At 70.0% G+C, this 19404-nt stretch carries 18 protein-coding genes; 7 read left to right on the top strand and 11 right to left on the bottom strand.

Features of this window, described 5'->3' with window-relative positions; all coding sequences use genetic code 11:
* Nucleotides 1-4: 4 nt before the first annotated feature.
* From KIT86_RS03980 to KIT86_RS03955, 6 genes are read right to left on the bottom strand one after another with little or no spacing between them, the layout of a single operon-like run.
* Nucleotides 5-1129, bottom strand: coding sequence for a mandelate racemase/muconate lactonizing enzyme family protein (locus KIT86_RS03980; RefSeq protein WP_297395232.1), 1125 nt, complete (start codon nucleotides 1127-1129; stop codon nucleotides 5-7).
* Between the two features lie 26 nt (nucleotides 1130-1155).
* Nucleotides 1156-1878: an aspartate/glutamate racemase family protein gene (locus KIT86_RS03975; protein ID WP_297395230.1), complete on the bottom strand. Its 723-nt coding sequence runs from the start codon at nucleotides 1876-1878 to the stop codon at nucleotides 1156-1158.
* Nucleotides 1875-2855 carry a tripartite tricarboxylate transporter substrate binding protein gene (locus KIT86_RS03970; protein WP_297395229.1) on the bottom strand — a complete coding sequence of 327 codons (981 nt, stop codon included), beginning with the start codon at nucleotides 2853-2855 and terminating at the stop codon, nucleotides 1875-1877. Before KIT86_RS03970 ends, KIT86_RS03975 begins: the two co-directional genes overlap by 4 nt.
* A 25-nt stretch (nucleotides 2856-2880) precedes the next feature.
* Nucleotides 2881-4470 (bottom strand): benzoylformate decarboxylase, encoded by a 1590-nt coding sequence (mdlC, locus tag KIT86_RS03965; RefSeq protein ID WP_297395228.1) that lies wholly within the window; start codon nucleotides 4468-4470, stop codon nucleotides 2881-2883.
* On the bottom strand, nucleotides 4467-5912 hold the full coding sequence (locus KIT86_RS03960; RefSeq protein ID WP_297395226.1) for an NAD-dependent succinate-semialdehyde dehydrogenase: 1446 nt from the start codon (nucleotides 5910-5912) through the stop codon (nucleotides 4467-4469). Before KIT86_RS03960 ends, mdlC begins: the two co-directional genes overlap by 4 nt.
* Before the next feature lie 2 nt (nucleotides 5913-5914).
* The gene (locus KIT86_RS03955) at nucleotides 5915-6877 is read right to left on the bottom strand and encodes a tripartite tricarboxylate transporter substrate binding protein (protein WP_297395225.1); all 963 of its coding nucleotides are present in this window, start codon (nucleotides 6875-6877) and stop codon (nucleotides 5915-5917) included.
* Nucleotides 6878-6985: 108 nt separating this feature from the next.
* On the opposite strand from KIT86_RS03955, the gene KIT86_RS03950 reads away from it, so the two are divergent.
* Nucleotides 6986-7930, top strand: a complete 945-nt coding sequence (locus tag KIT86_RS03950; protein ID WP_297395223.1) for a LysR family transcriptional regulator — start codon at nucleotides 6986-6988, stop codon at nucleotides 7928-7930.
* Here KIT86_RS03950 and KIT86_RS03945 read toward each other — a convergent pair.
* Entirely contained in the window at nucleotides 7927-8853 is a 927-nt protein-coding gene (locus KIT86_RS03945; RefSeq protein WP_297395221.1) for a LysR family transcriptional regulator, read from the bottom strand. The genes KIT86_RS03950 and KIT86_RS03945 overlap by 4 nt on opposite strands.
* A gap of 65 nt (nucleotides 8854-8918) precedes the next feature.
* Here KIT86_RS03945 and KIT86_RS03940 point away from each other — a divergent pair, with 65 nt between their 5' ends.
* Nucleotides 8919-9914: a tripartite tricarboxylate transporter substrate binding protein gene (locus KIT86_RS03940; protein ID WP_297395219.1), complete on the top strand. Its 996-nt coding sequence runs from the start codon at nucleotides 8919-8921 to the stop codon at nucleotides 9912-9914.
* 17 nt (nucleotides 9915-9931) lie between these two features.
* Nucleotides 9932-11536, top strand: coding sequence for an FAD-dependent monooxygenase (locus KIT86_RS03935; RefSeq protein WP_297395217.1), 1605 nt, complete (start codon nucleotides 9932-9934; stop codon nucleotides 11534-11536).
* 83 nt (nucleotides 11537-11619) lie between these two features.
* On the opposite strand, the gene KIT86_RS03930 is transcribed toward KIT86_RS03935, so the two are convergent.
* From KIT86_RS03930 to KIT86_RS03920, 3 genes are all read right to left on the bottom strand, one after another.
* Complete coding sequence (locus KIT86_RS03930; protein WP_297395216.1) at nucleotides 11620-12078, bottom strand: hypothetical protein; 459 nt, start codon at nucleotides 12076-12078, stop codon at nucleotides 11620-11622.
* 137 nt (nucleotides 12079-12215) lie between these two features.
* Nucleotides 12216-12755 carry a lipocalin family protein gene (locus KIT86_RS03925; RefSeq protein ID WP_367185419.1) on the bottom strand — a complete coding sequence of 180 codons (540 nt, stop codon included), beginning with the start codon at nucleotides 12753-12755 and terminating at the stop codon, nucleotides 12216-12218.
* Nucleotides 12756-12822: 67 nt separating this feature from the next.
* Nucleotides 12823-13623, bottom strand: coding sequence for an IclR family transcriptional regulator (locus tag KIT86_RS03920; protein ID WP_297395215.1), 801 nt, complete (start codon nucleotides 13621-13623; stop codon nucleotides 12823-12825).
* Between the two features lie 110 nt (nucleotides 13624-13733).
* On the opposite strand from KIT86_RS03920, the gene KIT86_RS03915 reads away from it, so the two are divergent.
* From KIT86_RS03915 to KIT86_RS03900, 4 genes are read left to right on the top strand one after another with little or no spacing between them, the layout of a single operon-like run.
* Nucleotides 13734-14711 carry a tripartite tricarboxylate transporter substrate binding protein gene (locus KIT86_RS03915; RefSeq protein ID WP_297395214.1) on the top strand — a complete coding sequence of 326 codons (978 nt, stop codon included), beginning with the start codon at nucleotides 13734-13736 and terminating at the stop codon, nucleotides 14709-14711.
* Between the two features lie 21 nt (nucleotides 14712-14732).
* On the top strand, nucleotides 14733-15527 hold the full coding sequence (locus tag KIT86_RS03910; RefSeq protein WP_297395213.1) for an enoyl-CoA hydratase/isomerase family protein: 795 nt from the start codon (nucleotides 14733-14735) through the stop codon (nucleotides 15525-15527).
* 7 nt (nucleotides 15528-15534) lie between these two features.
* On the top strand, nucleotides 15535-17634 hold the full coding sequence (locus KIT86_RS03905) for an acetate--CoA ligase family protein (RefSeq protein WP_297395211.1): 2100 nt from the start codon (nucleotides 15535-15537) through the stop codon (nucleotides 17632-17634).
* A complete protein-coding gene (locus KIT86_RS03900; RefSeq protein WP_297395210.1) occupies nucleotides 17624-18460 on the top strand; it encodes an alpha/beta fold hydrolase in 837 nt (278 codons plus the stop codon). Before KIT86_RS03905 ends, KIT86_RS03900 begins: the two co-directional genes overlap by 11 nt.
* Here the strand turns inward: KIT86_RS03900 and KIT86_RS03895 are convergent.
* Nucleotides 18426-19403: a D-2-hydroxyacid dehydrogenase family protein gene (locus KIT86_RS03895; RefSeq protein WP_297395209.1), complete on the bottom strand. Its 978-nt coding sequence runs from the start codon at nucleotides 19401-19403 to the stop codon at nucleotides 18426-18428. The two genes, KIT86_RS03900 and KIT86_RS03895, sit on opposite strands and share 35 nt — an antisense overlap.
* Nucleotide 19404 lies beyond the last annotated feature (1 nt).

Here is a 19404-nt window from a genome sequence, read left to right as displayed (position 1 = left end):
GGCGTCAGGCCCGCAGCGCCTGCACGGCACCGGGGATCAGGTCGAAGCCCAGGCCGGGCGCTTCCGACATGGTGATGCGCCCGCCGACGGGCTCGGGGAAGCCCCGGTAGAGGTGCTTCATCATGGCCACCACCGGCAGGTGCCACTCGACCTTGGTGCCGTTGCCCACGCCGGCCTGCAGATGCATGTTGTGCAGCGGGTAGGCGCCGCCGCTGGTGATGGACACGTTGAAGGCATTGGCCAGCGCAGCGATGCGCACGCACTGCGTGAAGCCGCCGGTGATGACCACGTTGGGCTGCACGAAATCCACACTGCGCGCCATGAGCCAGTCCCGGAAGCGGTAGGCCAGGCCTTCGTTCTGGCCGCAAGTCAGCGGCATGCCGGTGCGCGCGCGCAGGTCGGCCATGGCCAGCACGTCGTTCTGCGTGACCGGTTCCTCGAAGAAGCCGAGGTGGCAGTCGGCGGTCAGGCGGATCAGACGCTCGGCGTGGTAGGCGTCCAGGCCACAATTGGCATCGATGTAGAGCGAAACCTCGTCGCCTGCGGCTTCCCGCACGGCACGCACGCGCTTCGCGTCTTCCTGGATCACGGCCATGAGGCTGCGGCTCTCGCGGCGCGGCAGCGCGCGAAACCCAACCACCATCTTCAGATGCTCCACGCCCTCGGTGGCGAGGGACTTGACAGCACCGCGCAGGCCTTCGATGTCAAGGAACTCGAAACCGAAGGTGGCGTAGATGTCGAGCTCCTTGCGCGCGGCGCCGAGCAGGCGCCAGATCGGCTGCCTGAGCGCCTTGCCCTTGAGGTCCCAGAGTGCCACGTCGATGGCCGCGATGGCGTGCTGCGCGTAGCCGGTCTGGCCGCGCGAGGCGGTGAGCCAGTACATCTGCTCCCAGCGCGCCTCGTGCGCCAGCGGGTCGGTGCCGATGAGGGCCGGCGCGAGCACGTGGGTGATGATGGACTCGGCCACCTTTTCCTGCGTGATCGCGGTCAGGCCGTGGCCGATCAGGCCCTCGTCGGTCTCGACTTCGACGACGCAGCAGCCCAGGGCTTCCTGGTGCGTGCCGCCGCCGGGCACGTCGAGCGTGAAGGGGATGTGCAGCGCGGTGGCGGTGATGCGGATGATTTTCATGGCGAAGAAGGGAGGTGGGGTGGCGCTCAGGCCATGGAGAACAGACGGCCGCCGGCGGTGCGGCTGCGAGGGTCTGCGCCCGCCGCCCGCACCACGTCCCAGAAGCCGCAGGGCGAGCTGCCGATGGCGGGAATGCCGAGCTGGTCCTCCAGCGCGGCGATGGCGTCCAGCGTGAGCAGGCCGCCGCAAGACATGAAGAGGCCTTGCGCGCCGGGCGCCTTCGCATGCACCTGGCGGCTCAGGGCCATCAGGCGCTCGGTGGACACCTCGGCCGCGCCGCCGACCGGCTCGATGCCCAGGCCTTCGATGGCGGTGACCTGGAAACCCAAGGCCCCAAGGAAATCCACCAGGCGCTGGTTGAGCTCGTCGATGTAGGAGGTGGCCACCGCCACGCGCTGCACACCCAGGGCGCGCAGCGCCGATACGACCGCGTGGCTCATGGTGGTGCAGGGCACGCCCGTGGCCTGCTGCAGGGTATCTCGCAGCTGGTCGGTGAAGGCCGGTCCCTGGTAGAAGCTGAGCGAGGTGCCCATGAGCGAGATCGCCTGCGCACCCTGGGCGCGCAGGGCGCGTGCATGGTCGACGATCTGGTCGACCACGGGCGCGAAGCCCCGGGGCGAGACGCCGTCGATGCCCAGGCCGCGCGCGACGAAGTCGAAGCGCTCGCCGTAGAGATGGGGCGCATCGGGTGGCACGCGGCCATGGGCCGGCGGCACGATCAGGCCGATGCGGGGGCGCAGCGCACTCATTCGGCCGAGATGCCCTGGGCCTTGATGACCTTGCCCCACTCCGCGTACTCGCGCTTCACGTCGGCCGCCAGCGGGCCCGGCGCCAGGTAGGCGGTGGTGACACCTTGAGCGGCGGCAGCGCTCGCCGCCTCGGGCGTGGCCAGCACCTCGCCCACGGCGGCGCTGAGGCGGTCGATGACGGCCTGCGGCGTGCCCGCCGGCGCCAGCAGCATCTGGCGGGGCGCCACGTGAAAGCCCGGCACCACCTCGGACAAGGTGCCGATGTCTTCCGCACCGGCCAGGCGGGTCGAGCTGAACATAGCGACGGCCTTCACCCGCCCGCTGCGCACCTGCGGCACGCCGGCCGCGGCGCTGACCACGCCGAACTGCAGCTGGCCGTTGATCACGTCGGTGACGAGTTGCGACGCGCCGCGGTAAGGAATGTGCAGCAGGTGCGTCCTGGTGCGCGATTTGAACAGCTCCACGCCCAGGTGGTGCACCGTGCCGATGCCCGAGGTGCCGTAGGTGAAACGGCCCGGGTTGGCCTTGACCAGCGCGAGGAACTCCGCCGGGTTGCTGGCGGCCACGGCGTTGTTCGCCACCAGCAGCAGGCGCGACTGGAACAGGCCCGCGACAGGCACGAGCGCCTTGATCGGGTCCAGCGAGGACGTCTGGTTCTGCAACTGCGGCGCGATGAGCAACGCACTTTCGCCATGCAGGAGCGTGTAGCCATCGGCTGGTGACTTGGCCACGGTGTCGGCCGCCAGCAACCCGGCCGAGCCGGCCCGGTTCTCCACCACGACCGACTGGCCCAGCACGGTGGTGAGGCGCTGCGCGACGATGCGCGCCATGGTGTCCACCGCGCCACCGGCGGCGTAACCCACGAAGAGGCGGATCGGCCGATTGGGGTAGGGCCCGGCCTGGGCCAAGGCCAGGGGTGTGGCTGCGGCGGCGACGGCCGCGCCCACGAAGGTTCGGCGGCGCATGGAAAGGTTCATCGTCTTGTCTCCGGTTTCGGGTTGTTCAGGCGACCCGCACTTCCACGAGCGAGGGCCCCGTCGAGGCGAAGGCTGACTTCAATGCCGCGTGCAACTGGGCAGCGTCCTCCACGCGCTCACCGGGCACGCCGTGCCCAAGGGCCAGCGCGACGAAGTCGATGCCCGGCAGGTCCGTACCCGGCAGCACGGCACCGGCGGGGAAGCCGAGCACGCCGCCAAAACGCTTCATCGCACCGTAGCGGCGGTTGTTGACCACGACGAAGCTGATGTTCAGGCCCAGCTGCGCCGCGGTCCACAGGGTCTGGATCGAGTACATGCTGGAGCCGTCGCCGATGACGGCGATGACGCGGCGCTCGCGCCAGGCCAGGGCGATGCCGGCTGCCGCCGGCATGCTGTGGCCCAGGCCACCGCTGGCCATGGTGAAGAAGGAGCGCGGCTTGAGGATGGGCAGGTGCTGGTGCATCACCACGCGGGCGGTGGGCGCCTCCTCCACGATCACGTCGTCGGGCGAGCGCAGTTCCGCAATGGTCTGCAGCAGGTAGGCCACCTGGATCGGCGTGCCGGGCTCGACGCGGGCTTCGCGCACCCAGGCCGGCGGCGTGGCCCGCGCGCGCTGCGGCTGCGCGCCTTGCAGGGCCTGCAGCGCCAGCGCCACGTCGCCCACCACCGACGTGCCCACGGGCGAACGCGCGGCGGCATCGGGGTCTTCGGTGAGTTGCCACAGCGTGGCACCCTCGGGCAGGTGCGGGCCCTCGCCTTCGACGTGGTAGGTGAACACCGGCGCGCCGATCACCAAAACGAGGTCGTGGCCGTTGAGCTTCTGCACGATCTGCGCCTTGACCGCGGGCAGGAAGCCGTGGAAAAGCGCGTGGTCTTCGGGAAATCCTGCGCGCGCCGACATGGGCGCGTTGAACACCCTGGCGCCATGGCGCTCGGCCAGGGCGACGATGGCATCCCAGGCGCCGGCACGATCCACTTCCGCGCCAGCCACGAACACCGGCCGCTCGCAGGCCGCAAGCGCCTGCGCCAGCGCGGCGATGGCCTGCGGCTCGGGCGCCGTGCGCCGGCTCATGGCGCGGTGCACCACCGGTTCGGCGGGCTGGTCCCAGTCGTCCGAGGGCACGGACACCAGCACCGGGCCACACGGCGCCTGCAGCGCGCGGCGGCAGGCGGTGGCGATGGCCTGGGGCACGTCCTGTGCGCGCGCGGGCTCGATGCTCCACTTCACATAAGGCTGTGGCAGCTCGGTGGCGCGTTCGGAGGCCAGATAGGCATCCAGCGGCTGGATGGAGCGCGACTGCTGACCCGCGATGACCACCAGCGGCGTGCGGTTCTTGAACGCGGTGTAGAGGTTGCCCATGCCATGGCCCACGCCGGCGGCCGAGTGCAGGTTGACGACGCCGACCGTGCCGCTGGCCTGCGCATAACCATCGGCCATGCCCACGCAAACGGCTTCCTGCAGGCCCAGCACGTACCGGATGTCGCTGGGGAAATCGCGGAACATGGGCAACTCGGTGGAGCCCGGGTTGCCGAAGATGGTGTCCACGCCGAACTGGCGCAGCACGTCGTACACGCCGTCGCGCACGGTGAAAGGGGTGGGGGAAGCGGGGCTCATGCGGAATAGCTGCGGTTGACGAACTTGGTGTGGAGGTAGCTGTCGAGGCCCTCTTCGCCGCTCTCGTAGCCGTAGCCGCTGTCGCGCACGCCACCAAACGGCGCTTCGGCCACCGTGACCACGGTGCTGTTGATGGCCACGCTGCCCACCTCCAGGTCGCTGATGAGCTGGCGTTGCAGGCGCGCGGAGTCGGTGAACACGTAGGAGCCCAGCCCGTAGCGCGTGGCGTTGGCCAGCTCAATGGCCTGCGCGGGCGTGTCGAAGGCGCGGATCAGTGCCACCGGGCCGAAGGGCTCCTCGCGCATGGCTTTCGCATCAGCGTTGACGTCGGCGAAGACCGTGGGCTGGTGGAAATAGCCCTGCTCGCCCACGCGCTCGCCGCCGGCGACCACCGTGCCCTCGGAGCGCGTCTGGGCCACGAGTTCGCGGATCGCGCTCAGGCGCCGGCCGTTGGCCAGCGGCCCCATGTCGGTACCGTCGGCCAGGCCGTCGCCCACGCGCAGTTGCGAGGCCGCGGCCGCGAAGGCATCCACGAAGCGCGCGTAGGCGCCGCGCTGCACGAAGAAGCGCGTGGGCGCGTGGCAGAGCTGGCCGGCGTTGCGGAACTTGGCCGCGACCAGCTGGCGCGCCACGGTGTCCACGTCGGCGTCGTCGAACACGATCACTGGCGAGTGGCCGCCGAGCTCCAGCGTCAGGCGCTTGAGGCCGGGCGCGGCCAGGCGGGCCAGGCCCTGCCCCACCGCCACCGAGCCGGTGAAGGAGACCTTGCGGATCACATCCGAGGCGATGAGGTGCGAGGACACGAAGGCGGGCACGCCGAAGACGAGGTTGATCACGCCATCGGGCGCACCCGCTTCGACGAAGCACTCGACCATCTTCGCCACCGAGGCCGGCGTTTCCTCGGCCGGCTTGAGGATGCAGGCGCAGCCCGCAGCCAGCGCGCCGCCGAGCTTGCGCGCTGCGAGGATCACCGGCACGTTCCAGGGCGACATCAGCAGACAGGCGCCCACGGGCTCTTTGCGCACCTCGTAGTCCGCGCCCGGCTGCGGCGCTGGCAGGATGCGGCCGTACACGCGCCGGGCCTGCTCGGCGTACCACTGCACCATGTCGGCGGCCACGTCCACCTCCAGGCGCGCCTGGGCCAGAGGCTTGCCCTGCTCCAGCGTGAGCAGGTGCGCGATGGTCTCGCGCTGCGTGCGCAGGTTCTGCACCCCTTGCAACAGCACGCGCTGGCGTGCCGCCGCCGGCGTGGCGCGCCAGACCTTGAAGCCCTGCGCCACGGCGACGAGCGCGTCATCGAGGTCGCGCGCCGAGGCGTGCGTGAGTTCGTCGAGCACGGCCTCGGTCGCCGGGTTGATGACCGGGCTGCGGGTCTCGGCGCTGCCGGCTCGCCACTGCCCGCCGATGAACAGGCGCGGCGCGCGATATAGGGCCTCGTTCATGCTCACTGATCGGCTCGGATGTTGTTCTTGCGGGCAACCTCGGTCCAGGCAGGAATCTCCTGCGCGATCTGGCGCGCGAAGGCTTCCGAGGTAGTGGAGGCCGGCGTCAGGCCCAACTGGGCCATGCTCTTGAGCGTCTCCGGGTGCTGCACCGCCTTGGCCACCTCGCGCTCGAGCAGCTTCACAATGGGCGCGGGCGTGCCGGCCGGGGCGAACAGCCCGATCCAGAACTGGATGCTCAGGTCGATGCCCTGCTCTTTCAGCGTGGGGATGTCGGGGAACGACGGGTTGCGCGCGTCGGACGACACCGCCAGGCCGCGCACCAGCTTGCCGTTGATCGCACCGGCCGCCGGGCCGGGATCGAGCATGCTGAACGTGGTCTCACCGCCGGCCACGGATTTCATCGAGTCGCCGCTGCCTTTGTAGGGTACGTGCTGCGACTGGATGCCGGTGCGCTCCTTGAGCAGCTCGGTGGCGAGCTGGAAAGTGGAGGCGCTGGAGGCGTAGTTGGAGAGCTGCGGGTTCTCCTTGGTGTACTTCACCAGGTCGGGCATGGACTTGAAGGGCGAGTCGGCCTTGACCGAGACGATCAGCGGAAAGGTCGCGATGGTGGAGATCGGAATGAAGTCTCTCTGTGGCGAGTACGGCAGGTTGGAGTACGTGGCGGCATTGATCACCAGCGGGCCGCTGGCGCCAATCATCAGCGTGTAGCCGTCAGCAGGCGCCTGCTTGGTCACCACCGCCCCCACGATCGCGCCCGTGCTGGGGCGGTTTTCCACCACCACCGGCTGGCCCAGGCTGTCGCCCAGGCGCTTGGCGACGATGCGCGCGAGGATGTCGTTGGAGCCACCGGGCGAATAGCCCACGATGAACTTGATGGGCTTGGACGGGTAGGTGTCCTGGGGTTGCGCCGCCACGGCGAAGGCAGACAGCGCGGCGCAGGCCAGAAGGGTTCGGCGAATCATGGTCTTGTCTCCTGTTCTTGGAAGGCTTCGAGTATTTGGCCGATGCCATGCCACGTAAAATGATGAATTGCTCTGATCCATCACATTTCGAACATAGCAGGACGGCCCATGGACTGGACGAACCGATTGCGCCTGCGGCACCTGCAGATCCTCGTGAGCCTGGCGCAGACGCAGAACATCAGCCACTCCGCCGAGCGGCTGCACATGACGCAGCCGGCGCTCTCGAAGTGGCTCAAGGAGCTGGAGGCCGACATCGGACTGACCCTCTTCGAGCGGCACGCGCGCGGGCTTCGGCCCACCGCCCATGGCCTGATCCTGCGCGAGTTCGCGGTGCACATCGGCAACGAACTCGACCGCGCGCGGGACGAGATGGCCGCGCTGCGCGACGGCGGCAGCGGGCGCGCGGTGATCGGTGCCTCGGGCGCCACCATCGCAGGCGTGGTGCCGCAGGCGGTGCTGGCCTTGCTGGCCCGCATGCCCAACGCGAGCGTGGAACTGGTCGAGGCGCCGATGGACCGCCTGTTCCAGCAACTCACGCAACGCGAGATCGACATCGCGGTCGGCCGCCCGGCGACCAAGTACCACGACCCGAGCCTCGCCTCGGAGGTGCTCTACGAGGAGCGGTTGCATTTCGCGGTGCGCCCGGACCACCCGCTGGCGCAGCGCAAGTCGCTGCAGTGGTCGCACCTGCTGGCCCAGCGCTGGGTGGTCTGGACGCGCGACATCCCTGCGCGCGACCTGCTCGAATCGGCGCTCTCGGCTGCTGGCCGCACCATCCCCCCTGCGAGCGTGCAGTCCAACTCCCTGCTCGCCACCATCGCCCTGGTGGCCGAGAGCGACATGGTGGCCGTGGTCTCCGAGCGCGCGATCGAGCTGCCGGAGCGCTGGAAGATGCTCAAGCGCCTGCCGCTGCTGCTGGAGACGCCCAGCGCCATGACCATGTACTGGCGCAAGGACGCATGCGGTTTCGCGGCGGTCGACGGCCTGCTGGAAGCGCTGCGCGAGGTGGCGCGGCGACCGGCGCGCACCACGCGCGGCAAAGGCCGGGCCTAGCCCGGCAGGCGCGACGCGGCATTGCGCACGGCCGAGGCGAAGGCCTTGGCCGCCAGCTTAGGCTGCGTGCCGCGCAGCGATACCACATGCAGCTCGATGTGCACCGTGGGGTTGCTGAGCATGGACACCTTGAGCCCCTGGCGCAGGCAGTCCTCCAGGGCGAAGGACGGCACGATGGCATGGCCACGGCCGGCGCGCACCATGGCGATCAGGGTGCCGATCAGGTTCATGCGCGGGCGCTCCTCGTGCGCGCGCCCAAGGCGTGCGAGGTGCTTCTCAATCACCGCCTGGATCGGGTTGTCGACCGGCAGACTGATGAGTGGCAGCTCCGCCAGGCTGCTCCACATCTGGCTGGGGCCCAGGCCGCCAGCGCCCTTGCCCGGCGGGCTGATGCGCATCAGCCGGAACTTGCACAGCGGCTGGCGCTGCAGGCCCACAGCGGGCTTGATGAAAAAGCCCAGGCCGATGTCGGCCTCGCCCTCGAGGATGCGCTGCCGCACCACGCTCACGTCCACATCCGCCAGGTGGATCTGCACCTGCGGATGGCTCTGGTTGAAGGCGCTGATGACCTCCGGCAGCAGGCTGGCCGAGACCATGGGTGTGGCCGCCACGTCGATGCGCGAGCGCACCGCCGCTTCCGTGCCGCCGATCACATCGTCGATGGCGCGCAGCTCGGCAACGATGCGCTCGGCCACCGGCTGCAGCCGCCGCCCGGCGTCGGTGAGCGTGACCGAGCGCGTGGTACGGTCGAACAGGCGTGCGCCTACCTGGTCTTCCAGCTCCTTGACCAGCATGCTCATGCCCGAGGGCGACAGGTGCACCTGTTCGGCCGCCTTGGCAAAGCTGCGCAGGCGCGCGACCTCGAGGAAGGCCTGGAGTTGCCGGCTGCCTACATTGATCAGTTTTCTTGAAGAGTTCTTCAAAATCTTCCGTTTGATGAATGTCAAAGGTGTTGCTTTAATTCTCCCTCACCAATGGAGACAACACCATGAACCGCCTTTCCACGCTTCTTCCCCGCTCCCCTTTTCGACGACGCCTCGTGCTCGGTGGCCTGGCCACAGTGGCCGCGCCTTTCGTGCAGGCCCAGGCCCCCGCGAACGGGCCGGTGCGCCTGGTGGTGCCCTTCACCCCGGGCACCGGCATCGACCTGATCGCGCGCCAGATCGCACCCCAGCTGGCCGAGCGCCTGAAGCGGCCATTCTTCGTCGAGAACAAGGCCGGCGCCTCCGGCAACATCGGCACCCAGGAGGTGGTTCGCGCCACACCGGACGGCAGCACGCTGCTGGTGAGCGTCAACACGCTGGTGATGAACGCCGCGCTGTACCCGAACGCGGGCTTCAACCCGGTGAAGGACCTGGCGGCCGTCTCGCTCACGAGCTGGGGCCAGCTGTTGCTGGTGACCCATCCCAACACCAGGATCGATTCGCTCAAAGACTTGCTCGACCGCGCCCGCGCGCGCCCGGGCGCTCTCAACTACGGCTCGCCCGGCGCCGGCACACCGCACCACCTGGCGATGGAGTTGCTGAAGAACCGCGCCAAAATTTCCATCACCCACATCGGCTACCGGGGCACGGCACCGGCCGTGACCGACCTGCTGGGCGGGCAGATCGAGCTCATGTTCCTGCCCATCCACGTGGCGCTGCAACACATCAAGGCGGGCAAGCTCAAGGCGCTGGCCATCAGCTCCAGCCAGGCGAACCCGCTGCTGCCCGACGTGCCGCCGCTCAGCAGCCTAAACCTGGGCAACCTGAACGTGGACATGTGGTACGGCGTGCTGGCGCCCGCGGGCACACCGCGCCCGCTGATCGATCAGCTGAACAAGGAACTGCGCGACATCCTCGCGCAACCCGCGATCGCGACCGCCTTTGAAACCCAGGGCATGACGCCTGCCCATTCCACCCCGGAAGCGTTCCAGCAATTGATGGCGACCGACGCCCAACGCTGGGCCAGCCTGATCAAGGCCCAGGGCATCACCGCCGACTGAGAAAGCACCCATTGAACATGAGCAACGACAACACGTTCGACACCGAGGTGGTCATCGTCGGTGGCGGACCGGTGGGCATGGGCCTGGCGATCGAGCTGGGCCAGCGCGGTGTGCGCTGCGTGGTGGTGGAGCGCTACCCGCAGCCGCAGCCGATCCCCAAGGGCCAGAACCTGACCCAGCGCACCATGGAGCACTTCCATGCCTGGGGCGCGGAGCAGGCACTGCGCGCCGCGCGCACCATTCCCCCCGAATACGGCATTGGTGGCCTGACGGCCTATGGCACCCTGCTGGGCCCGCACTATGACTGGCTGCAGCGCGACCTCGTCAAATCGTACTACTTCACCACCAACGAGCGGCTGCCGCAGTACGCCACCGAGGCCGTGCTGCGCCGCCGCGTCGCGCAACTGCCCAGCGTGCAGACCTTGTACGGCTGGGAAGCGCAGGACGTGCAACAGGACGCCGAGTGCGTGACAGTCAGCGTGGCAGAGCGTGGCGGCTCGGGCCGCCAAGTGCTGCGCGCGGCCTACGCCGTGGGCTGCGACGGCGCGCGCTCGGTGATCCGTGACAAGGCCGGACTGACCCAGACCCGGACCGACCACGACCGCATGATGGTGCTGCTGGTGTTCAAGTCCGAAGGCCTGCACGAGTTGCTCAAGCGCTACCCTGGCAAGTCCTACTACAACGTGCTGCAGCCTGGCCTGAAGGGCTACTGGAAGTTCTTCGGCCGGGTGGACCTGGGAAGCACCTGGTTTTTCCACGCGCCGGTGCCGCCGGGCACCACCATAGACAACTTCGACTTTGCCGCCTACCTGCACGAGGCGGTGGGCGCATCGTTCGAAGTCGAGTTCGAGCACATCGGTTTCTGGGACCTGCGCTTCATGCTGGCCGACCAGTACCGCCAGGGCCGGGTCTTCATCGCCGGCGATGCCGCGCACAGCCACCCGCCGTACGGTGGCTATGGCGTGAACTCCGGCCTGGAGGACGCGCGCAACCTGGGCTGGAAGCTGGCGTCCACCCTGCAGGGTTGGGGCGGCGAACAGCTGCTTGACTCGTACGACGCGGAACGCCGCCCGGTGTTTGGCTCCACGATCCGCGACTTCATCGCCAAAGCCATCGACACCGACCGCGAGTTCCTCGAGACGCACGACCCGGCCGTCGACCAGGCGCGTTTCGACGCCGCCTGGCAGGCCCGCGCCCAGGGCGCGGTGGGCGAGGTGCACGCCTTCGAGCCGAACTACGAAGGCTCGCCCGTGGTGCAGCGCGACGGCAGCGGGAAAAGCCCGAGCTCGGTGGGCTCCCACCAGTTCGCCGCACGGTCCGGGCACCACATCGCGCCGGCCGTGCTGTCCAGCGGCCGCAACGTGTACGAGGCCTTCGGGCCTGGCTTCACCCTGATCGCCCTGGGTGCCAGCGCCGATGAGGTGCAGGCGTTCCAGGAAGCCGCAGCCGCCATGGCGCTGCCACTGAATGTGGTGGAAGACGCCCGGACCGGCGAGGCCGCGCGCTACGAGGCCCGACTGGTGCTGGTGCGGCCCGACAGCTTCGTTGCCTGGACCTCGGACACGCCGGGGACGGACGCGGCACAGGCGCGCGAGGTGCTGGCGATGGCCCGCGGCGACTGACTCCGTCGAGGCAGCGCCGTTGTTCGGGATCGCCAGGACCCGGGGGCGTTCGTGCCGTGCTGGTCTGCGCCCTGGGCCCTCCCTCAGTACAGAAACACCTCGCCGCCGCGACCGGCGAAGAGCTTTCTCGCGAGGTCCCGCGCCATCCCCCGCTCTTGGCTGGCGATGGCGCGAACGTAGTCCAGCTTCTCGGCGTTGAGCCCGGGGAAGTGGACGGCGATGTCGGCCTCGCCGCGCGCCGCGCAGCGCACGGCCTCGCCGTAGGACCAGCGCAGGTCGTTGCACAGCTCCAGCACCTGTCTGGCCGCCACCGCGCGCGGCAGGCGCAGGCCGTGGAATTCCAGGTAGCGCACCAGCTGGGCCTCGTCCTCGGGCTCGATGAGCAGCGTGCCGTTGTCTTCATGCGAACGGGCGCGGTCGTAGAAGTCCAGCTGGGTCAGCGCATCCACTTCGTCGGGCCGCAGGCGCCCGGGTGGCTCCGGGGCACGCTCGGCGGGCGCGCTAGGCCGGCTGTGGGACAAGGGAAACGGGATGACGGGCATGGCCAGAAGAGAAGTTCGACTGGCTGGATTCTGCAGACCCTGGCGCGCACGCGCGGCCCCCACCGCCCGCCAGGCGCAGAAAGCCCGTGAAAGCGTGAATTCGTCACCGGGCTTTCACCGCCCGGCAACACCCCCGCTCATTGCTGGGGAACGTGGATCACCTTGTTCAGGTCCACCCCCATGCGGGCAGCCTGGGCCAGCAGCGCCTGTTTCTGCGCCTCGGGCATCGTCTTCTGCCGCGAAAGCAGCCAGAAGTAATCGCGCGTGTTGCCGATCACGAGCGCGGTCTGGTAGTCGTCGCTGAGGTGAACCACGTTGTAGCCGCCGTAGAAGGGCCCGAAGAAGGACACCTTCAGCGCGGCCGTGCCGGGGTCGCCCAGGAAGCGGGCCGTGCCAGTGGCCTCCTTCCACTCGTTCTTCGCCGGGTTGAAGCCGCGGTTGACCACTTTGACGGTGCCGTCCGGGTTCAGGCTGTATTGCGCGGTGGTGTTGACCAGGCCTTTCTCGAAGCGGTGGTCGATGCGCGCCAGCTCGTACCAGGTGCCCGCGTACCGCTTGACATCGAAGGAGGTCACGGGTCGCACGTTGTCGGGCACGCGCACGGCACACCCGGAGGCGAGCAAGGCGCCAGCGAGCAGCGCGGCCGGCCAGAACAGGGAAGGCAGTTTTTTCATCATGGCGCCTTTGTAAGCAGGCGCGCCCGCCAGGTCTGTTCGGCACCGCACACGGCCGGCCCGGGCGCGCTCATGCCACCGTCTCCCGCGCCAGCGCGCCCTGCAGATCCGCGGCCAGCGCCTTGAGCGAGCCCGAGAGCTCGCGCACCACGCGCGAGAGCGGCTCGTCGGTGGAGACGCTGAGGTTGAGCACGTGCACACCTTCCACCGTGCTCAGCGGCATGGCCATGGCCACCACCTCGGGCTGCCAGGACGCCGCGCAGTAGCCCTGCTCGTGCACTTGCCGGATGGCCGCCAGGATGTCGGCCTGCACCTCGGGCCAGTGGCTGCCGCAGCGCCGCTGGAACACGGCGAACAGCGCCTTGCGCCGGCCCGCCGGCACGGTGGAGAGGTAGGCCCGGCCCAGCGAGGTGAGTTCCATCGGCACCCGCTGGCCCGAGACCACGTTGCGCAGCGCCACGCGGCGGTTGTAGCGGATGGATTCGAGGTACACCATCTCGTCGTGGTCGGGCGCGGCCAGGCCCACGTTGACGCGCTGGCTTTCGGCCAGTGCGCGCATGCGCGGCGCGGCCACCGCGAGCACCTGGGAGCCCGCCCGCATGGCGTGCGCGAAGCTCAGCACCGGCGGCGCGAGCCGGTACGCGCGGCGCTGGCGGTCGTGCTGCAGCAGGCCCGCGCCCACCAGGGTCTGCGTGAGGCGGCTGATGGTGGAGGGCGACAGGCCGGTGCGCTCCGCGAGGTCGCCGTTGCCCAGCCAGCTGGAGCCGGGGCGAAAGGCACGCAGGATCAGGATGCCGCGCTCCAGGGATCGGTTGGTGGGCGAGCTGCCAAAGCTGTCCTCGGACGGGGTCGGATCGGGTGGGTTCTTCATGCGCGGAATTCCACTGATTGGAATTGAAGGGGTGCGGCCGGGAAGCATCGACCGTAGCATGCTTCCCTGAGAAGAACACCGTTTTCCCCATGGCCCTACCGGAGACAACCATGCCCTTTTCCCGTCGAACCGCCGCAGCGCGGATGAGCCTTCTCTTCGTGTCGGCGGCGCTGGCCGCCACCGCCGCGCTGGCCCAGTTCCCCGACAAGCCGATCCGCCTGGTCGTGCCCTTCGCCCCGGGCGGCGGCACCGACCTGATCGCGCGCACCCTGGGCCTGGGCATGTCCAGGGAGCTGGGCCAGACGGTGGTGATCGAGAACAAGCCCGGCGCGGGCACGATCATCGGCACCGACCTGGTGGCCAAGAGCCCGGCCGATGGCTACACGCTGGTGATCTCCACCTTCGCGCACGCGGTCAACCCCAGCCTGATGCCCAGGCTGCCCTACGACAACGACAAGGCATTTGCGCCGGTGATCCTCATCGGCAAGGGCCCCAACGTGCTGGTGGTGCGCGCCGAGAGCCCGTACAAGTCCGTCAAGGACGTCCTGGAGGCGGCCCGCGCCAACCCGGGCAAGCTCAACTACGCCTCGCAGGGCAACGGCACCTCGGCGCACCTGGCCGGCGAGATGTTCGACAACCTCGGCAAGGTGCAGATGAAGCACATCCCCTACCGCGGCGCGGGCCCCGCGCTCACCGACCTGATGGGTGGGCAGGTGGACATGATCTTCGGCACCGCCACCGCCGTGTCCTCGGGCCTGGAGAGCGGCAAGCTGCGCGCGCTGGGCGTGACCGGGGCCGAGCGCTCGCAGGTGCTCAAGAACGTGCCCACGATCGCGGAGACCATCCCCGGCTACGTGATGGAGAGCTGGTACGGCCTGTACGCGCCCGCCGGCACGCCGCCCGATGTCATCCACAAGCTCAACGCCGCCGCGAAGAAGGCCGTGTCCACCGACGAGTTCCGCAAGAAGGTCGAGCAGGAGGGCCTGGTGATCAGCGCTGGCGCGCCCGCCGAACTGGAGACCTATGTGCGCGCCGAAGAAGCGCGCTGGCGCAAGATCGTCAAAGAAAACAACATCACCTCGAACTGACCTCTCCCTCTGGAACCCACCATGTCCACGCCTCCCCTGATCGATCTGCAGGTTGACACCGGCATCGCCACGCTCACGCTGAACCGGCCCGAGAAACGCAACGCCATGAGCGACGCCATGCGCGCCGAGTTCATCCACGCACTGGAGCAGGTCGCGGCCGACAAGGCCATCCGCGCGCTGGTGCTCACCGGCGCGGGCAAAGGCTTCTGCGCGGGCGGTGACGTGGCGGGCATGGAAAAGCGCATGAACGCCCCGGCGGGCGAAGTGGGTTTCAACGGCTGGCACCGGCAGCAGCGCGTGCACCACACGCAGATGCTGCTGCACACCATGCCCAAGCCGGTGATCGCCGCTGTCAACGGCGCGGCCTCCGGCCTGGGCGCGGACACCGCCCTGGCCTGCGACTTCGTGATGGCCAGCGAGTGGGCCAGCTTCACCTGGTCGTACATCCACCGCGGCATCGTGCCCGACGGCGGCGGCATGTACTTTCTGCCGCGCCGCGTGGGCCTGCCGATGGCCAAGCAGCTGATCTTCACCGGCCGCAAGGTGGATGCCGACGAGGCACTCTCGCTCGGCATCGCGGACCGCAAGACCTCGGCGGACCGCCTGCTGGCCGACGCCCAGGCCTGGGCGCGCGAGCTCAGCCAGGGCTCGGCCACGGCACTGGCACTGAGCAAGACCATCCTGAACCAGACCTTCGAGTTGCCGGCGCAGCAGGTGTTCGCCCAGGGCAGCCAGGCGCAGGGCATCTGCTACACCAGCACCGAGCACCGCGATTCGGTGATGGCCTTCCTGAACAAGGCCGCGCCCAAGGAATGAACGCCCCATGACGCCCTTGTCTCCCATTTCCCGGCTGCTGCAGCCGCGCAGCGTGGCCGTCATCGGCGCCTCGGCCGACGCGGGCAAGACCGCCGGCCGCCCGGTGGCCTATCTGCGCAAGCACGGCTTCACCGGCGACATCTACCCGATCAACCCGCGCGTGGACCACATCGACGGGCTGCGCTGCTATCCCGACGTGGCCTCGCTGCCGGCCGTGCCGGACGTGGGCATCGTGCTGCTCGGGGCCGAGCGCGCGCACAAGGCCGTGTCGGACCTGTCCGCGCGCGGCACGGCCGCGGCCATCGTGCTGGCCAGCGGCTACACCGAGACCGGCGAGGAAGGCGCGCGCCGCCAGGCGCAGTTGCGCCAGGCCGCGGGCTCCATGCGCATCCTCGGGCCGAACACCATCGGCCTGGTCAACCTCACCGACCACATCGTCCTCTCGGCCAGCGGCGCGCTGGAGATGGACCACTTTCCCGCCGGCCCGGTGGGCGTGGTCTCGCAAAGCGGCGGCATCCTGGGCGCCCTGCTCTCGCGCGCGGCAGCGCGCGGCATCGGGCTGTCCAAGCTGATCTCCACCAGCAACGAGGTGGACCTGGACCTCGCCGATTTCGTGGACCACCTGGCCGACGACGAGGCCACGCGGGTCATCGCGCTGTACGTGGAGAGCGTGCGCCATCCGGAACGCTTCCGCCAGGCCGCGCTGAAGGCGGCGCGCGCGGGCAAGCCGGTGGTGGCGTTCAAGATCGGCCGCTCGGAGGCCGGCGCGCAGGCCGCCGTGTCGCACACCGGTGCGCTCGCGGGCGCCGACCGCATGTACGACGCGCTCTTCAAGGAGGTGGGCGTGATCCGCGCGCAGACCTTCAGCGACCTGCTGGACATTCCGGCGGCGCTGTCCACCGGCCGCGTGCTGCGCGGCCCGCGCGTGGCCATCCTCACCTCCACCGGCGGCGCCGGCACCCTGGTGTCGGACAGCTACGGCGTCTCGGGCCTGGAGACCCCGCCGCCCGACGAGGCCACCGCCGCGAAACTGCGCGCGCTGCAGACCGGCGACCAGGCCGCGCTGGACCGCAACCCGATCGACGTGACGCTGGCCGGCCTGCAACCCGAGCTGCTGCGCGGCGCCATCCGCGCCCTGCTGGAGAGCCCGAGCTACGACGCGCTGACCATCATCGTGGGCTCGTCCAGCCTGGCCATGCCCGAGCTGATGGCCAACGCCATCCAGGACTGCCTGCCGCTGAGCGACAAGCCGGTGATCGCCTATGTGAGCCCGCACGCGCCCCAGGTGGCCGCCCTGCTGACGCAGCGCGGCGTGCCCGCCTTCGCCGACGCCGAGAGCTGCAGCGTGGCCCTCAACAGCATGCTGCAAACCCGCCGCTGGGCCGAACCGGCCGCCGCGCCGCCGGGCGCCCCGGTGGCGGTGCAGGACATCGGCGGCGGCTCGCTCGACGAAGCCGAGTGCAAGCGGCTGTTCACGCGCTTTGGCATCCCCTGCACCGCCGAGACCGTGGTGGGCTCACCCGCCGAGGCCGAGCAGGCCGCGCGCGCGCTGGGCGAGCGCGTGGTGCTGAAGATCCTCACCGGCGAGATCACGCACAAGAGCGACGTGGGCGGCGTGGCCGTCGGCGTCGCACCCGGGCAGATCGGCGCGCGCCTGACCCGCATGGCCGACGAGGTGCAGGCCCGGGCCGGTGTGAAGCCCACGCGCTTTCTGGTGCAGGAGATGGTCTCGGGAGGCACCGAGCTCATCCTCGGCATGCACCGCGATGCGCTGGGCACCGCCATCCTGCTGGGCATGGGCGGGATCACCGCCGAGCTGTTCAAGGACACCACCCTGCGCATGCTGCCCCCGCAAGGCGGCCTGAGCCGGGCGGTGGCGCACGGCATGTTGCGCGAGCTGCGGACCTGGCCCCTGCTCGACGGCTACCGGGGCCGCCCCAAGGCCGACGTCGAGGCCCTGGTCTCGGCCATCGTCGCGTTCTCCCAGATGACCGCGCAGCTCGGCGAGCGCCTGATCGAGGCCGAGATCAACCCGGTGTTCGTGCTGCCCGAAGGCCAGGGCGTGAAGGCGGCCGACGGCGTGGTGGTGCTCGCGCATGCGGACTGACGCGGCCCTGATCGACACCCTGTCGGCGCAGGCCCGCACCGAGCGCGTGGCATGGGCCGGCGGCCAGGTCTGCTGGCGCGGCTTCGGCAGCGGCACGCCGGTGGTGCTGGTGCACGGCGGCCATGGCAGCTGGTTGCACTGGGTGCGCAACATCGAGGCCCTGGCCGGACAACACACGGTGTGGGTGCCCGACCTCCCCGGCTTCGGCGATTCGGACGCGCCCGAAGGCGAAGGCCTGGCCTCGCTGCTGGCGCCCACGCGGTCCACGCTGGACGCGTTGATCGGCGCACAGACGCCGCTGCAACTGGTGGGCTTCTCCTTCGGCGGCCTGGTGGCCGCGCACCTGGCCGCCCAACGGCCGCAGGTGCGGCGCCTGGCCTTGCTGGGCAGCGGCGGGCACCAGGGGCCGCGCCGGCCCCGGGGCGAACTGGTCAACTGGAAGCCCGCCTGGCGCGCGGGCGACGCGCCCGCCGTGGAGCGCGCCATGCGCCACAACCTGGCCATGCACATGCTCAGCGGCGCGCCCGACGAGATCGATGCGCTCGCGCTGCGCGTGCACACCGAGGCCTGCGTGCGCACGCGCTTTCGCAGCAAGGAGATTTCGCGCGCCGGCGGCCTGGCCGACGCGCTGGCCCGCTGCGCCGGGCCGACCCTGCTGGCCTGGGGTGAACACGATGTGACGGCCGAACCCGCCACCATCGCCGCCGCGCTGGCCGCGCCCCTGCGCGATGCCCACACCCGCACCGTGGCAGGTGCCGGGCACTGGGTGCAGTACGAGCGGGCCGACGCGATCAACCCGCTGCTGCTGTCCTGGCTTCGGGGTTGAGCACCCCGGTCGGGCGGCCTTGCGCGTAGGCCACGATGTGGTCGAAGGCGATGCCGAAGTAGCGCTCGTAGTTGTCCTTCTCCACATAGCCGATGTGCGGGGTGCACAGCGCGTTGGGCAGGCGCAGCAAGGGGTGGTCCGCGCCCAGCACCGGCTCCTCCTCGTAGACATCGACCGCGGCAAAACCGGGCCGGCCCTGCGACAGGGCGTGCACCAGCGCACCGCGCTCGATCAGCTCGGCCCGGCTGGTGTTGACCAGCAGCGCCGTGGGCTTCATGCGGGCGAGGTCCTGGGCCGTGACGATGCCCACCGTCTCGGCGTGGAGCCGCACATGCAGGCTGATCACATCGCTCTGGGCAAAGAAGGCGTCGCGCGAGGGCGCCACCTCGAAGCCGTCGGCGCGCGCGGCGGCGGTCGAGGCCTCGCGGCCCCACACCCACACCTTCATGCCGAAAGCGCGCCCGTAGCCCGCCACCTGCCGGCCGATGCGGCCGTAGCTCCAGACGCCCAGGCGCTGGCCGCAGAGCTGCTGGCCCAGGTGCCCCTGCCACTGCCCCTGGCGCAGCCGGTTGGCTTCGCTCACCAGGTGGCGCCGGCTGGCCAGCGCCAGGGCCCAGGCGATCTCGGCCGTGGCCGACCCCGCGCCACTGCCTTCGGCCACCAGCACGCCGCGCGCGGTGCAGGCGGCCAGGTCCACATGGCCCGCGAGCTTGCCGGTCTGGCTGATCAGGCGCAGCTTGGGCAGGCGATCGAGCAAGTCCGCGTCGATGCGCGTGCGCTCGCGCGTGAGCACGATGGCCTCGGCATCGGCCAGGCGCGCCGCCAGCGCCTCGGTGCCCTTGACCGAGTCGTTGAAGATGCGCACCTCGTGGCCGGCGAGTTGGGCGAAGCAGTCCAGCTGCCGCACGCAGTCCTGGTAGTCGTCGGGAATCGCGATGATCATG

Source organism: Hydrogenophaga sp. (genome assembly GCF_026125825.1).
Taxonomy (GTDB): domain Bacteria; phylum Pseudomonadota; class Gammaproteobacteria; order Burkholderiales; family Burkholderiaceae_C; genus Hydrogenophaga.
This window is presented reverse-complemented; position numbering and strand designations above follow the sequence as displayed.

Coding starts and splice junctions, on each gene's coding strand:
- KIT86_RS03980 (WP_297395232.1), bottom strand. CDS start 1,129: ATGAAAATCATCCGCATCACCGCCACCGCGCTGCACATCCCCTTCACG.
- KIT86_RS03975 (WP_297395230.1), bottom strand. CDS start 1,878: ATGAGTGCGCTGCGCCCCCGCATCGGCCTGATCGTGCCGCCGGCCCAT.
- KIT86_RS03970 (WP_297395229.1), bottom strand. CDS start 2,855: ATGAACCTTTCCATGCGCCGCCGAACCTTCGTGGGCGCGGCCGTCGCC.
- mdlC (WP_297395228.1), bottom strand. CDS start 4,470: ATGAGCCCCGCTTCCCCCACCCCTTTCACCGTGCGCGACGGCGTGTAC.
- KIT86_RS03960 (WP_297395226.1), bottom strand. CDS start 5,912: ATGAACGAGGCCCTATATCGCGCGCCGCGCCTGTTCATCGGCGGGCAG.
- KIT86_RS03955 (WP_297395225.1), bottom strand. CDS start 6,877: ATGATTCGCCGAACCCTTCTGGCCTGCGCCGCGCTGTCTGCCTTCGCC.
- KIT86_RS03950 (WP_297395223.1), top strand. CDS start 6,986: ATGGACTGGACGAACCGATTGCGCCTGCGGCACCTGCAGATCCTCGTG.
- KIT86_RS03940 (WP_297395219.1), top strand. CDS start 8,919: ATGAACCGCCTTTCCACGCTTCTTCCCCGCTCCCCTTTTCGACGACGC.
- KIT86_RS03935 (WP_297395217.1), top strand. CDS start 9,932: ATGAGCAACGACAACACGTTCGACACCGAGGTGGTCATCGTCGGTGGC.
- KIT86_RS03930 (WP_297395216.1), bottom strand. CDS start 12,078: ATGCCCGTCATCCCGTTTCCCTTGTCCCACAGCCGGCCTAGCGCGCCC.
- KIT86_RS03925 (WP_367185419.1), bottom strand. CDS start 12,755: ATGATGAAAAAACTGCCTTCCCTGTTCTGGCCGGCCGCGCTGCTCGCT.
- KIT86_RS03920 (WP_297395215.1), bottom strand. CDS start 13,623: ATGAAGAACCCACCCGATCCGACCCCGTCCGAGGACAGCTTTGGCAGC.
- KIT86_RS03915 (WP_297395214.1), top strand. CDS start 13,734: ATGCCCTTTTCCCGTCGAACCGCCGCAGCGCGGATGAGCCTTCTCTTC.
- KIT86_RS03910 (WP_297395213.1), top strand. CDS start 14,733: ATGTCCACGCCTCCCCTGATCGATCTGCAGGTTGACACCGGCATCGCC.
- KIT86_RS03905 (WP_297395211.1), top strand. CDS start 15,535: ATGACGCCCTTGTCTCCCATTTCCCGGCTGCTGCAGCCGCGCAGCGTG.
- KIT86_RS03900 (WP_297395210.1), top strand. CDS start 17,624: ATGCGGACTGACGCGGCCCTGATCGACACCCTGTCGGCGCAGGCCCGC.
- KIT86_RS03895 (WP_297395209.1), bottom strand. CDS start 19,403: ATGATCATCGCGATTCCCGACGACTACCAGGACTGCGTGCGGCAGCTG.